The organism is Bifidobacterium sp. SO1 (genome assembly GCF_018555335.1).
In the GTDB taxonomy this organism is placed as follows: Bacteria; Actinomycetota; Actinomycetes; order Actinomycetales; family Bifidobacteriaceae; genus Bifidobacterium; species Bifidobacterium simiiventris.
The window spans coordinates 112,729-127,236 of record NZ_JAFEJR010000009.1; the positions used below are offsets into that span (position 1 = coordinate 112,729).

Sequence of the window (14,508 nt, forward strand, 5' to 3'; positions counted from 1 at the left end):
GCAAACGATCATCCGAACAGCGGCGCGGCGACACGGTGACGAGTCCGCGCGCAACGACGATGCAACGGATGCGAAAACCCGCGCAGACTGAAAAAATGATCGCGAACCGCCGCGCATCGATTGCGACGGCGAAACAACCCGTTTCCTTACGGCGGCATGACCCGCATCAAGTTGACGGTCGAAGTTCGCGACTTCCTCTCAGCCCAGCCGGGCTCCCGTTCGGTTGCGTGACCATCATAAGCCCCGGGGTGCGACAGGGCATCCAGCGGCGGTGCGATCCGCCGTGAAACGATGAAGCAGCGTATCCGCGTCAGGGGCTCGCACGATGATGGGCGGTATGACGACGTTGCAACATGGCACTGATTTCGCGAACACGGTCGATTTCGCGGGGCATCGCATCTCCAGGCTCGGCATGGGCACGATGGCGCTCGCCATCGAGGGACGTCCGGACCGTGAGACGGCGATCGGCACGATCCACGCCGCGCTCGACGCCGGCGTGCGCTACCTCGACACCGCGTGGTCGTACTACCTGCCGACCGCTCCGGGCGCGGACGGCACGGGCGTTCCCGGCGATTTCGGGTACGGCGAAATGCTGGTGCGCGACGCGCTCGCCAGTTGGGACGGTCCGCGCGGCGAGGTGCTGGTGGCGACGAAAACCGGATACCGGCGCACGATCGACACGGACGTCGCGGCAGGGGAGGCTGTGGCGCAGGACGACCGCCAACGATTGCAGGCGGCCGGCAGCCGGTACGGTTGGATGGCCGATTCGCGGCCCGAGACGATGATCCGCGACGCGAAGGAATCGGCGCGTCACCTTGGCGTGGACGCGCTCGACCTGCTGTATTCGCACGGTCCCGATCCGGCCGTGCCGTACGAGGATCAGATCGGCGCGCTCAGGACGCTGCTCGACGAAGGCGTGATTCGCTACGCCGGCATCTCCCGCGTGAACAACGCGCAGATCGACACGGCCCGCGCGATCCTCGGCGACAAGCTGATCGCCGTGCAGAACCAGTTCTCGCCCTCGCACCCCGATCCGGAACATACGATGGAGCATTGCGCCGAACTCGGGCTTGATTTCGTGTGCTGGTCGCCGCTCGGCGGGTTCCTCGACCCGTTCGACCGGCATGCGTACGATCCGTTCCGTGCGGTTGCTGCCGCGCGTGGCGTCTCGTACCAGCGGGTGGTGCTCGCATGGGAGCTGACCCGGTACGACCGTCTGTTCACGATCCCGAGCGCCCGCAATCCGCATGAGATCAACGATTCGTTCGCCGCGACTGATCTGCGGCTGACCCCGGACGAACTCGCGCTGCTCGGCTGAGACCGGGCGAAACAACAGAGGCGTGGCGGTTTTCTCTCGCTGAGCGCTGGCTCAGCGAGAGAAAACCGCCACGCCTCATAACAGCGCGCTGTATGCGGCCGCGATGGAGCTGTGACAACTAACTAGAAGTTGCCGCCGTTCCACCCCCAGTCCGTCGTCGCCGTGTAGCGGATGTACGTGCGGTCCTGCGGAATGCCCAGCGTGCCCTCGAGCGCCGCCATGATCGACTCGGTCAGCTTCTCCCACGCCGAACCGGGCACGGAACGACCGAACACGTTCACCTCGACGTACGCCGCCGGCTTGTCGTCGGATCCGGCGAAGTAGATCGGCATGTCGTCCTCGAACGGGCACATCAGCCAGCCTTCGGACTTGCCGGGCACCGCGCTGATCGCCTTGCCGTACGCGGCCTTGAGCGCCTCGCGCTGCTCGGGCGTGGTCTTGACGGAGACGTGGGTGTGAATAACGGGCATGATTCCTCCTTGATACGTGTGTATCGTTGCCGCTTCCATCCTAATCGCCGTCGCGGCGGCGGAACAGCCGTGCGTCAGCCGAGGATGACGAAGGACTGCGGAGGCAGCGTGAGCGTGGCGCCGTCGACCGCGGGTTCGCCGATGGCGAGGCGGACGGCGGGGGACTGCGCGGCGAATTCGGTCGGGAGCGTGACCGTTTCGGTCTCACGACCGGGATTCATGGCGATGAGGAGGGGAAGACTGCCTGACTCGTTGCGCTCGCCCGAAGAGTCGACCGGAGTGCGCAGATAGGCGAAGACACGGCCGGATTCAGGTGCAGCGACCGGTTCGAACGCCGCGTTGGACCTCAGCGCGGGGGAGTCGGCGCGCAATGCCAGCAGCGACGTGATCCAGTGGTACAGCGAGTCGGCGCGTGCGGATTCCGATGCGACCGTAGGAACGGTCACAGGCGAGACGGCGCCGGTTGCGTCATGGGCCGTATCACCCGCCGGTTCGACCGGCAGATACAGCGCATCGGCGGGCGCGGCGGAGAAGCCAAGATTCGGCAGATCGCCGTCCCACTGCATCGGCGTTCGGCTGCCGGTGCGCGTGTAGCCGCCTTCCTTCGTGGGCAGGTCGCGGTATCGCATGCCGATCTCGTCGCCGTAATACACGAACGGGCAGCCGGGCATCGTCAGCAGCATGCCGAAGGCGATCTTGCGCTCGCGTTCGGTCAGTCGCGGCGCGAACCGTCGCGTGTCGTGGTTGCAGGAGATCAGATCGAAGAGGCCGCCCGCGCGCTCGCAGTCGCGCAACTGCGGCAGGTACTGGTCGAGGAACGGCTTGATCGACGCGCCGGAATCCGCGTTGAAGTAGCTCAGATCGCCGTCGTGGTCGAACGGGGTGTCGGTGTTGCGCAGGAGCATGTTGTAGCCGTTCGGCTTGCCGTCCCAGCGCCAGTCGAGGTAGAAGTCCATGTCGAAGCCGGCCTGCATGGACTCGTAGGGGCGGCCCCATTCGGAGACGAACGCGGCGGCCGGGAACTCGGGGCGGATCTTCGAGAACATGTACTGCCAGGTACGGATGGTGGCCGGCTTGCCTTCGTCGTCGTGCTTGACGAGGCTATCGGCCATGTCGACGCGGAAGCCGTCTGCGCCGCGCGACAGCCAGAAGCGCATGACGTCGACCATCGCGTCGCAGGTGGCGAGGGCTTCGGGGCCGAGTGCGGCGTGCTGCCAGGATTGGCGCGGGTGCGCGAAGCCGTAGTTGAGTGCGGGCTGGCATTTGAAGAAGTTGATGATATAGGTGCCGTCGCGTGGGGTTTCGCCGCCGATGAAGGGCAGGCCGTCGCCGCCGGCGATCCACGAGTCGGTCCAGATATAGCGGGAGGCGAGGGTGGGGTTGTGATCAGTGATTGTTCCCGTATTGTCATCTCGATCGGAGCCGGCTCCCATGTTGTCATCTCGACCGGAGCGTAGCGGAGTGGAGAGATCTTTGGCGGGGACTGCCTCGGTAAGATTTCTCGACTCCGCTTCGCTTCGCTCGAAATGACATTTAGTGGGAGTGCCTTCGTTCTGCTCGCAATGACAATCAGAGGAAGGGGCGGCGGAGGGAATGATCTCGCCGCGATTGGTCGTGTTGGGTTGGGAGGAGGCGTGGAACCAGGGGTGTTCTTCGCTGGTGTGGCCGGGGACGAGGTCGAGCAGGACTCGGATGCCGCGTTCGTGGGCGGCGGCGAACAGGGCGACCAGATCGTCGTTGGTGCCGTAGCGTGGGGCGACGCGCGTGTAGTCGCGTACGTCGTAGCCGGCGTCCTTGAAGGGGGAGTCGAAGAGCGGGTTCAGCCACAGTGCGTTGCAGCCGAGATTGCGAACGTAGTCAAGATGATCGATGATGCCGTGGATGTCGCCGATGCCGTCGCCGTTCGAGTCGGCGAACGACTGAGGATAGATCTCGTAGAAGACGGCGGTGTCGAGCCACGTGCGGTCGGGGGTGGAGGGGGTGTTCATAGTGTCATCTCGACCGGAGCGCAGCGGAGTGGAGAGATCTGTGGAGGGGACTGCGTTGGTAAGATTTCTCGGCTCCGCTTCGCTTCGCTCGAAATGACAAGCGGGGGAGGGGGTGTGGGGGGCTTCGGCGTGTTGCGTTTGGGTCATGACTGCAATCCTTTGCAATTCTTGCGGTTTAGCGTTATCAATGACATCGTTTGTCGTAAATAATTTTGCCACGAATTGCCAACGTTTGCAAAACCGTGCTATAGTAATAACCACTGATGCACTGCAAGGGAGTTGCACGAGGAACGCATTAGCCGTGAGAATCACGCCGATGTGAACGTATGCAATACCTAGCTCTGCAAAAGGGCTGCAACGTATGCAGTGCATAAGAGAAAACGCAACGATGTAAGTAAAGGAAAGGAAGATCGATGAAGATCAATTGGAAGAAGGCTATCGGCCTTACTGCTGCCGCCTCCATGCTGCTGCCGCTCGCCGCGTGCGGCGGCGAGACCGCCAACAACGCCGGCGGCGAGAACAAGACCTCCGGCACCACCGAGGTCACCCTGAGCGTCTGGGCCCCGCAGGAAGACCAGGCCAAGGGCAAGGACGGTTCCGAGTCCTGGCTGGCCCAGGTCGAGAAGAAGTTCGAAGAGGCCCACCCGGACTACAAGATCACGTGGAAGAACGACGTCGTCTCCGAAGCCGACGCGTCCAAGACCGTGATCGGCGATCCGGCCGCCGCCGCCGACGTCTACATGTTCGCGAACGATCAGCTGGGCACGCTGGTCAAGGCCGGCGCCATCGGCGAGCTGGGCGAGAACGAGGCCAAGCAGGTCAAGGAGCAGAACTCCCAGGTCCTCGTCTATTCCGTGACCGGCACCGACGGCAAGCTCTACGGCGTGCCGTACACCGCCAACACCTGGTTCATGTACTACGACTCCTCCGTCTTCTCCGCGGACGACGTCAAGAACTGGGACACCATGCTTTCCAAGGCCGCCGTCTCCTTCCCGATGACCAACGGTTGGAACATGGCCTCGTGGTTCACCAAGTCCGCCGACCTGACCTTCTTCGGCGACAACTCCAACCCGACCGACGCCTCCAAGGGCGTCTCCGTCGACGTCGACAAGCTCACCGCAACGACCAAGTACCTCGTCAACATGGCCAACAACGCCAACTTCATCAACGATGACGACACCTCCGGCATGGACAACCTGAAGGCCGGCAAGGTCCACGCCTACTTCTCCGGCACGTGGAACGCCTCCGCCGTCAAGGACATCCTCGCCCCCGACAAGGATGAGGACGGCAAGGCCGACTTCGACCACTACGCCGCCGCGCAGCTGCCGAAGTTCACCGTGGACGGCCAGGAGTACCAGATGGACGCCTTCGCCGGTTCCAAGGCCGTCGCCTACAACCCGAACGCCAAGAACACCAAGGTCGCTTCCCAGTTCGCCGCCTTCCTCGGCTCCGCCGACGCCCAGAAGCTCCACTGGGATCTGCGCGGCGTGGTGCCGTCCGACAACTCCCTCGCCGACTACGAGGGCAACGGCTCCGACTTCGGCTCCATCGCCAAGGACCCGGCCGCCCAGGCCCAGATCAACACCATCGCCAACACCTCCATCCTGCAGCCGTCCATCGCGGCCATGAATGAGTGGTGGGACCCGGCCAAGGCCTACGGCGCTTCCATCGTGAACAAGGAAACCACCGTCGACAACGCCGCCCAGAAGGCCGCCGACTTCGCCAAGCTGCTTGCCGCGATGACGAAGACCGAATGATCGTGATCGCCGCCGGTCCCACACGCAACACAGACTCCGGTCCGGCGGCAATCATCCAAACAACACATAACTGAACATCCCAGAAGACATGTCATTTCGACCGAGCGAACGCGAGCGGAGAAATCTTCTCCCGATCGGTCTGCAAGATTTCTCGACTCGGCTTCGCCTCGCTCGAAATGACAGGATGTTTGTTCGCCTGCTTGAAATGACAGGATGTCTGACTGGGAACCAACTCTTGAGGGTCCGATAAGGTACGCCACTGCGGAGCGGATGTCACGAAACCGCGCAACCGCTCCGCAGCCTCAACCAACACAGCGGTTTCATCCAAAACTTACCTCTCCTCCTTCTCCTCCATTGCCGACAGAGTCCGGGCGCTGAATATGGTTCGGCACCCGGGCTTTATCGGTTCTACGGGGTTATGACGAAGGGGGATGACGCAAACGTAAACGATACAAGGAGAGAGGCGGTAGGGTTTCATGACAACGGCAACCCTTTCCCCGCGTGAGATGAGGCGGCGCAAGCGCATGGGCGCCGACTACGTGGCTCCTTCGCCGTATTCGGTGAAGGCCGCGCTGACCCAGGGCGACGTGCCGACCAAGCTGTCGGCGGTCGTGTTCGGTCTGGGCAACCTCGCGCACAAGCAAATCGTCAAGGGCCTGCTCCTGCTGGCCGGCGAGATCGCGTTCATCGCGTTCATGGTCAGCAGCGGCGCGGGCTATCTCAGCAAGCTGCCGAGCCTGGGCACGCAGAAGCAGGGCAAGGTGCTCGTCGACGGCTACTGGGAGTACACCGCCGGCGACAACTCGGTCATCATCCTGCTGTACGGCGTGTGCTCGATCGTCGCGATCATCGCGTTCGTCTACCTGTGGACGCTGTCGCTGCGCTGCGCGTACAAGGCCGAATGCCTCGCCAAGGCCAACGGCGGCAAGGTGCCGTCCCTGATGGACGACATCGCCACCCTCAAGGACGCCAAGGCGCACGAACTGCTCATGTTCCTGCCGACGCTCGGCATCCTCATCTTCACCGTGCTGCCGCTGATCTTCATGATCTCGATGGCGTTCACGAACTACGACCACAGCAACGTCGTCCTGTTCGACTGGGTCGGCCTCGACACGTTCAAGCAGGTGTTCTCGGGCGGCGCCGGCGCCACCGTCAACGCGCAGCTGTTCGTGCAGGTGCTCATCTGGACGCTCGTGTGGGCGTTCTTCGCCACCTTCCTCAACTTCTTCTTCGGCATGTTCTTCGCGATGATCATCAACCGCAAGACCACCCGCTTCAAGGGCTTCTGGCGCGCGGTGTTCTCCATGTCGATCGCCGTGCCGCAGTTCGTCTCGCTGCTGGTCATGCGCACCATGCTCCGCCAGCAGGGCATCATCAACCGCATGCTCGAATCCGCCGGCCTGATCGACGCGCCGCTGCCGTTCCTGACCGACGCGACGTGGGCGCGCGTCACCGTCATCGTGATCAACCTGTGGATCGGCATCCCGTACACGATCATGCAGATCACCGGCATCCTGCAGAACATTCCGGCCGATCTGTACGAGGCCGCGCGCATCGACGGCGCGAACTGGTGGCAGATCTTCGTCAAGATCACCATGCCGTACATCTTCTTCGTCCTCACGCCGTACCTGATCACGACGTTCACCGGCAACGTGAACAACTTCAACGTGATCTACCTGCTCACGGCGGGCGACCCGGTGCCGGTCGGCGCGTCCGCCGGCAAGACCGACCTGCTCATCACCTGGCTGTACAAGCTGACGGTCGACAAGGGCGACTACAACCTCGGTGCCGTGATCGGCATCATGACCTTCATCGTGCTCGCGGTGGTGTCGCTCATCACCTACCGCAGCTCCGGTTCCTACAAGAATGAGGAGGGATTCCGGTGAGTAATCACAGCATTCAGAAGGCCCAGTCGCACGGCCTGCTTCACGACGCGCGCAAGCGCCGCATCCTCGGCGACGTGCTGGCCCACCTGTTCCTCGCCGTGATGGCGGTCATCTGGATCATCCCGGTCGTGTGGGTGTTCGCGGAGAGCTTCAACCAGGACAAGTCGCCGTCGCAGAGCTCCTTCTTCCCGAAGGCGTTCACGCTCGACAACTACATCGAACTGTTCACCGACCGCACGGTCATGAACTTCCCGCGCATGTACATGAACACGCTGATCGTCGCGTGCTTCGTGTGCGTGATCTCGATCTTCTTCGTGCTCTCCGTGGCGTACTGCATGTCGCGCCTGCGCTTCCGTACGCGCAAGACGTTCATGAACGTGGTGCTGATCCTCGGCATGTTCCCGGGCATCATGGCCGTGACCGCCATCTACTTCATTTTGAAGGCCATGGGCCTGACCGAGGGCAACACGTCGATCATCGCGCTGATCCTGGTCTACTCGGCCGGCACCGGCGCGGGCTTCTACGTGATGAAGGGCTTCATGGACACGATCCCGACCTCGCTCGACGAGGCCGCGATGCTCGACGGCTGCACTCGTTTGCAGGTGTTCTACAAGATCATCATCCCGATCTGCAAGCCCATGATCGTCTACCAGGCCATCATCGGCTTCCTGACCCCGTGGCTCGACTTCGTGATGGCGAAGGTCATCTGCCGCACGCAGACGAACTACACCGTCTCGCTCGGCCTGTGGCTGATGCTGCAGAAGGAGTACATCAACAACTGGTTCGCGAAGTTCGCGGCCGGCGCGGTGCTCGTCTCGATCCCGATCGCGATCCTGTTCATCGTGATGCAGCGCTTCTACCAGGAGTCGATGTCGGGTTCGGTGAAGGGCTGACGCGTTAAACGGGAAGCCCAGTGGGCTTCCCGTAGCGTCAGCCTGAGCGAGCCGATAGGCGAGCGAAGGCAGCATTGAGCCTCGCCGTAGGCGAGTCCGTAATTGCAGCGCCGCAGGCGACGCCTCACCAAGGGGCGATCCCCTGATTCGTTGAATGCATCAGCCCGAGCCGAGTCCTCCAAGATTGTCATTTCGAGCGAGGCGTAGCCGAGTCGAGAAATCTTACGAAACCGTTGTGCTGTGGAAGATTTCTCCGCTCGCTGCGCTCGGTCGAAATGACAGGGGAGCGTGTCGGCTTGGTCGAAATGACAGGGGGCGCGCTCGTCCAGTCGAAATGACGGGGTGATGCGCTATTCGTCCGACCGCGCCGGCAAACGCCGACGACCCACTAGCAATCCCAAGGCTCCTCTCTCCGTGGGGAGCTGCTGAGCGACAATAGCCGGAAGTAAAAGTAGAGTTCACACGCATAGCCGCTTTCGGTTGCGTCTCGCTCGGCGGCTCCCTCCGGGGAGGGGAGCCTTGTCATGTCTTGGCGCATATCATCGGCGCACATATCCGCATACCTTACGAAAGGAAACCACGATGGAGCAGCTTGTTGACGCCCCGGCCGTGGCCGCAGGCACGCCCGCCGAGCAGGCGCAGCCGTGCCCGGACTACCCGGTTTACACTGGCGACGACCTCGGTGCGTTCCCGGATGCTTCCGGCACCACGTTCCGCGTCTGGGCGCCGAGCGCCAGCGGTGTCACGCTGCGCCTGTTCACCAGTGGTTCCGCGGTCGAGGACGCTGCGAACGCCATCACCGATCATGACGGTGTCCACGCGCCCGGCCGCACTCCCGACCGTGCCGTTGCCAACGATGGCATGACCGCGGCCGACGAAACCGGTCCGATCGCATCCGTCGATCCGACCGAAACGCACGAACTGACCCCGGGCGCGAACGGCACATGGCTCGTGCGCTGCGACGGCGTCGGCCACGGCACCTACTACGACTATCTCGTCCGCTTCGCCGACGGCACGATCAACCGCACCGCCGACCCGTGGGCGCGCGCGGCCGGCGTGAACGGCCGTCGCAGCATGGTCGTCGACCTTGCCCAAACCAATCCGGACGGCTGGGAACGCGACGCCCGTCCGCACACCCCCGCCAGCGATCTGGTCATCTGGGAAACACACATCGGCGACTTCAGCAACGATCCGCACAGCGGCATCCCCGCCGACCATCGCGGCACCTATCTCGCGTTCACTGACAACGACAGCAGCGTTGACAACGCTGGCAAGTTCCCGACCTGTGTCGCGTATCTCAAACGGCTCGGCATCACCGCGGTCCAGCTCATGCCGTTCTACGACTACGGTTCGATCGACGAATCACTGCCGCGCACCGACCCGAAGCACGGCTTCAACTGGGGCTACGACCCGCTCAACTACAACGTGCCGGAAGGCTCGTACAGCACCGACCCGTTCCACGGCGAGGTTCGCATCCGCGAATGCAAGCAGATGATCCAGGCGCTGCACGCGGCCGGCATCAAGGTCATCATGGACGTGGTCTACAACCACATGTTCTCGACCGACAACTGGTTCGAGCGGATGATCCCCGGCTACGCGCTGCGCCGCCGCGCCGACGGCAGCTTCGCGAACGGCTCGGCCTGCTCGAACGACGTGGCCTCCGAGCGCGCGATGATGCGCAAGTACATCGTCGATTCGGCCGTGTACTGGGCGAGCGAATACCATATCGATGGCTTCCGCTTCGACCTGATGGGCCTGATCGACGTGGACACGATGAATGCGGTGCGCGCGGCGCTCGATGCGCTGCCGGACGGCGCGAGCATCCTCATGCACGGCGAACCGTGGGCGGCCGGCCAGACCGCGCTGCCGGCCGGCGTCGTGCTCGCCGATAAGCGCGGCATGCCGTACCTCGACCCGCGCATCGGCGCGTTCTGCGACTCGACGCGCGACGCGGTGCGCGGCCACATCTTCTACCACTGGGTGCCCGGTTACCTGACCGGCGCGGCCGCCGACTACGCCGAGGACATCCGCCACGCCGAGAACGGCTGGCGTGGCACCAAGCACGAGACCGCAAGCGTGGCGCAGGTCATCCAGTACGTGTCCGCGCACGACGACCTGACCTTGTGGGACAAGCTGTGCGCGGTCATGCGCCGCATGCCGAACGAGACCGACTACTCGGCCGATGACCCGTCGTGCGCGGATCTCATGCGTGCGAACCGGCTGGCCGCGGGCATCGTGTTCTCGGCGGCCGGCGTGCCGTTCCTGCTCGGCGGCGAGGAGTTCGCGCGCACCAAGCACGGCAACTCCGACTCGTACTGCAGCCCGGCTTCGCTCAACCAGCTTGACTGGCGGCGCGCGGAACGTTTCAGCTCGCTGGTCGACCATTACGCGGCGCTGATCCGGCTGCGGCGCGGCAATCCCGCGTACTTTGGCGGCGCGCGCATGATCGTGCCGCGCGTTGACGAGACGGTCGTGTTCCGCGTGGGCGACGACTGTATCGCGATCAACCCGACCGCGAAGACGCAGCTGCAACTGACGGTTGATCTGGAGAAGACCGGCCCGTATGGCGAACTGTCGCCGATCGCGCCGGACGAATGGGCGTGCGTGTACTGCTCCTCGCCGGACGCGCCGACCGCGGTGGAGAACCGGCGGCTGTCGCTGCCGCCGTACAGCTTCACCGTCTGGCGGCGCAAGCGTTGAAAGGTGTTGGCTTATGCGATACGACGCGGTGCTGTTCGATCTGTACGGCACGTTGGTGGACATCCGCACCGACGAATGGTCCGATGACGCGTGGAGCGCGTTGCGCGACGGTCTGATTTCGGTGGAGTCCGACCGCGGCCCGAGCTGGGGCGGCGGTCGCGGCTCGCTGTTCGCGGACGTGTCGGCGGACGCGCATGCGGCCGTGTCCGGACGGGCCTCGTGGCGCGACTGCGACGCCGCGACGGTGCGTGACGTGTTCAACAAGGTCGCCGCGCCGATCCGGGCCGAGGCGGTCGCGTCATACGGCAAATGGGCGGAACCCGACCTGCTGCCGGTGTATGCGCAGATGGCCGGCGTCGGCATCTCGGCGCAGGCCTCCCGTCTGGCGTGGACGTTCCGCCAGGCCAGCACCCGCAAGCTGCGGCTGTATCCGGGTGCGTTGCAATTGTTGGGGGACTTACACAAGGCCGGTCTGCGCGTGGTGCTCGTGAGCAACGCGCAGGCCTGCTATACGCGGCCCGAACTGCTGAAGCTCGGCCTGAATCACGTGTTCGACCGCATCGTCATCTCCAGCGAGGAGGGCGTGCGCAAGCCATCGCCGGAGATCTATCAGCGCGCGCTGGCTCGCGAGGGGCTGCGGCCGGAACGCGCGATCATGATCGGCAACGACGAACGGGCCGACATCATCGGCGCGCGGTCTGCCGGCATCGACGGCATCTACCTGCGCACCGAGATCTCCCCGTCCGACGATCCGACCGTGAGTTCCTACGCGTTGCAATCGTTCGCAGGCGCAGACTATGCTGGAGTCCTACGGTTCCTCGGGATACGTCGCTGACCGTCGTATGTCGTGCGTTGCGCCGTGTCCTGCAACGGAAACCGTCCGAGACCGCCGATGCGCGCCGCGAACGGCATGCGCGAGGCCCGCCGATTGCGAGGGAAAGGCAACCATGAACGACATCGAGATGGCGAAGATCCGGCGCGAATCCGGTGAGACCAGACGGCGCAGGGGGCTGAGCGTATTCCGGCTCAAGGTGATCGGCGCGGTGTTCATGGCGCTGTCGGTCGCGTCCACCACTGTCATCCCGCTGATTTTCGGCGCGCCCGCCGCGGATAACATGACCGGCCTGACCGCCGCAGTCGTGTGCGAGGTCGCGTCGTGGTGCGCGGTGCCGATCTATTCGTGGCTGGTCTACAACGGCTGGAAGCACACGCGCAGCCGTATGCGGTACGCGGGCCGGCTGTTCGTCGTCGCGATGCTGGCCGGACTGCCGTACGACAAGATCATGACCGGGCATTGGTTCGATGCGCACACGCACAACCCGGTGTGGGGACTGTTCTTCGCGTACGTGGTGCTGGTGGCGGTTGACTGGATCGCGCGGCACTACGCGGGGTTCGTGCGATGGGTGATGACTGTGGCGCTGATCCTCGCGGGCGTGCTGTGGAACGTGATGCTGCAGATTGGCGTGAGCCAGCGGGTGATGTACACGGGCGTGCTGGCCTTGGCGTTCGTGCTGGTGTTCTACTTCCTGAGCGCGCACGAGAACACGATGATGTTCACCGCCGGCCTGCTCGGTGCGGTGATGTGCATCACGCCGGGCATCGGCGTGGCGTTCCTGCACTACCGCAACGACCGGCTCGGCTACGAGCGGCCATGGGCGAAGTGGGTGTTCTACGCGCTCTACCCGGCGATGCTGCTGCTTGGCGCGCTACTGACGCTGTGACCGATCGGCGGCGGCTAGGTCTTCCCGGTGCGCCGTCCCTTCCCGGGCTTACGGCCGTTTCGAGGTGTCAAACCGGCCGTAAGCCCGGGAAGGGACGGTTCTGATGTGGCCTGTTCCCGGGCTTACGGCCTGTTCGGGTTGTGATAACGGCCGTAAGCCCGGGGATGATGGTTGGTTGGGCCAGTTCCGGAGACCCCTTCCCGGGCATAAGGCCAGTTTGAGGGGCCGGGGAGGCCTTAAGCCCGGGAAGGGATGGGTGTTGGGTCAGTCCTGGGGTGCTCTTCCCGGGCATACGGCCGGTTTGGAAGGATAAAACGGCCGTAAACCCGGGGATGATGGTTGGTTGAGCCGGTTCCGGAGTCCTCTTCCCGGGCATATGGCCGTTTCGAGGGGTCGGAACGGCCGTAAGCCCGGGAAGAGACGGCCCCGGTAGGTCGCGGTAGGGGCTAGTTCGGGGCGGCCCTGATAGGGGTGCTGGCCCTGATAGGGGGTGTCAGCCCTGGTATGGGGCGTCGGTGCCGCGCAGCACGAGCTGGGCGTCGACCACCTCGTGCGGGGTGGTCAGCGGCTCGCCGTTGATGAGCTTGAGTGCCTTCGTGGCGGCCGTGCGGCCCATGCCGTACGGATCCTGCCGCATGGTCGTCAGGTTGATCGTGTCGGAGTAGGGGCTGTCGTCGAAGCCGACGATCGAGTAGTCGCGCGGGGTCAGATGGCCGTAGCGGCCGAGCTTGATGACCAGCGGGATCGCCATCATGTCCATCTGGCAGCAGATCGCGTCCGGGAACTCGTCGAGCGCGAGCAGCGCGGACAGCGCGGAGTCGGCGAACGACGGGCCGCGCGGCACCGTGAGCACCTGCCAGTTGATGTCGTGCTTGTCCTGCGCGTCCTCGCAGGCACGGATGAAGCCGCGGGCGCGCGAGTCGATCGATGAGCTCATGGTCGCCGCCTCGGAGCACGGGTAGACGATGCGCTTGTGACCGAGGCTGATGAGGTGCTGCGTGGCCGTGTACATGCCCTTCTCGTCGTCGATGCTTACGGTTGCATCGAATCCTTCGAGCGACGGCGTGTTGATGCCGATGATCGGCACATGAATACGTTTGAGCTGTTCGACCTCGTGCGGGTCGATGGCGAACGACGCGACGAACACCGCGTCGACGTTGCGGCGGACCGGCAGCTCGCTGAAGAACTCATGTCGGTTCTCCGCGGTGTCGATGTGCTGGAACAGCGAGATGTCGTAGCCGGCCGGGGGCATGAGCGACTCGATGCCGGCGAACACCTGCGTGTTGAACCAGCTGGTGATCTCCTCGTTCATGAGCATCGCGACGCGGTAGGTCTGCCCGGACTTGAGCGCGGTGGCCGAACGGGAGATGTTGAAGTCGAGTTTGTCGGCGATCTCCAGTACCTTGCGGCGGGTTTTCGCCGAGACCAGTTCCGGTCGCGTGAACGAGCGCGAGACGGTGGAAATGGAAACGCCGGCCGCCTTGGCTACCTCGTAGATGTCTGCTTTACTCACTGTGCCCTCCAAACCGGTTGGTATCGCTGACGTTGTATACCGCCGACGTCCATCGTCAGGCAATCTACCCGTTGCGCGGTATGCCATATCACTATTGGTTCTATCATACACTGCAAACGTTATCGACGCTTTCATCCCGTTGTCTATTTAGAAGTGCAACGCCCTTGTTTGTCGGCTAATTCTAGCAGTTCGTCGGTGAATGCCTCGGCCGGCGTGCGGTAGCCGAGTACCCGCATGGGACGGTTGTTGATCTCGTCCACGA

Annotated in this window: 10 protein-coding genes and 1 riboswitch; of the genes, 7 read left to right on the top strand and 3 right to left on the bottom strand. The window is 63.9% G+C overall.

The features are described from left to right. Window positions 1-125 precede the first annotated feature (125 nt). Window positions 126-229, bottom strand: a riboswitch (TPP riboswitch). Window positions 230-337: 108 nt separating this feature from the next. Next, window positions 338-1,318 (top strand): aldo/keto reductase, encoded by a 981-nt coding sequence (locus JS541_RS08780; protein ID WP_214374084.1) that lies wholly within the window; start codon window positions 338-340, stop codon window positions 1,316-1,318. Window positions 1,319-1,440: 122 nt separating this feature from the next. Here the strand turns inward: JS541_RS08780 and JS541_RS08785 are convergent, their stop codons facing one another. After that, a complete protein-coding gene (locus tag JS541_RS08785; protein WP_214374085.1) occupies window positions 1,441-1,788 on the bottom strand; it encodes a phenylpyruvate tautomerase MIF-related protein in 348 nt (115 codons plus the stop codon). A 74-nt stretch (window positions 1,789-1,862) separates the two neighbouring features. Beyond that, window positions 1,863-3,776: an alpha-amylase family glycosyl hydrolase gene (locus tag JS541_RS08790; RefSeq protein WP_214374086.1), complete on the bottom strand. Its 1,914-nt coding sequence runs from the start codon at window positions 3,774-3,776 to the stop codon at window positions 1,863-1,865. A 413-nt stretch (window positions 3,777-4,189) separates the two neighbouring features. Between JS541_RS08790 and JS541_RS08795 the strand changes: the two genes are divergently transcribed. The 6 genes from JS541_RS08795 to JS541_RS08820 all read left to right on the top strand — a co-directional run bounded on the left by JS541_RS08795 (window position 4,190) and on the right by JS541_RS08820 (window position 12,733). After that, window positions 4,190-5,533, top strand: coding sequence for an extracellular solute-binding protein (locus tag JS541_RS08795; RefSeq protein WP_214374087.1), 1,344 nt, complete (start codon window positions 4,190-4,192; stop codon window positions 5,531-5,533). A gap of 506 nt (window positions 5,534-6,039) precedes the next feature. Then, a complete protein-coding gene (locus JS541_RS08800; RefSeq protein WP_214374101.1) occupies window positions 6,040-7,419 on the top strand; it encodes a sugar ABC transporter permease in 1,380 nt (459 codons plus the stop codon). Continuing rightward, the gene (locus JS541_RS08805) at window positions 7,416-8,312 is read left to right on the top strand and encodes an ABC transporter permease subunit (protein ID WP_214374088.1); all 897 of its coding nucleotides are present in this window, start codon (window positions 7,416-7,418) and stop codon (window positions 8,310-8,312) included. The genes JS541_RS08800 and JS541_RS08805 overlap by 4 nt, the downstream gene beginning before the upstream one ends. A gap of 582 nt (window positions 8,313-8,894) precedes the next feature. Continuing rightward, window positions 8,895-11,012 (top strand): type I pullulanase, encoded by a 2,118-nt coding sequence (gene pulA, locus JS541_RS08810; RefSeq protein ID WP_214374089.1) that lies wholly within the window; start codon window positions 8,895-8,897, stop codon window positions 11,010-11,012. 13 nt (window positions 11,013-11,025) lie between these two features. Then, window positions 11,026-11,847, top strand: coding sequence for an HAD family hydrolase (locus JS541_RS08815; RefSeq protein WP_214374090.1), 822 nt, complete (start codon window positions 11,026-11,028; stop codon window positions 11,845-11,847). Window positions 11,848-11,959: 112 nt separating this feature from the next. Next, window positions 11,960-12,733 (top strand): TraX family protein, encoded by a 774-nt coding sequence (locus tag JS541_RS08820; RefSeq protein ID WP_214374091.1) that lies wholly within the window; start codon window positions 11,960-11,962, stop codon window positions 12,731-12,733. A 493-nt stretch (window positions 12,734-13,226) separates the two neighbouring features. Here the strand turns inward: JS541_RS08820 and JS541_RS08825 are convergent, their stop codons facing one another. Beyond that, window positions 13,227-14,246, bottom strand: a complete 1,020-nt coding sequence (locus tag JS541_RS08825) for a substrate-binding domain-containing protein (RefSeq protein ID WP_214374092.1) — start codon at window positions 14,244-14,246, stop codon at window positions 13,227-13,229. Window positions 14,247-14,508: the final 262 nt, after the last annotated feature.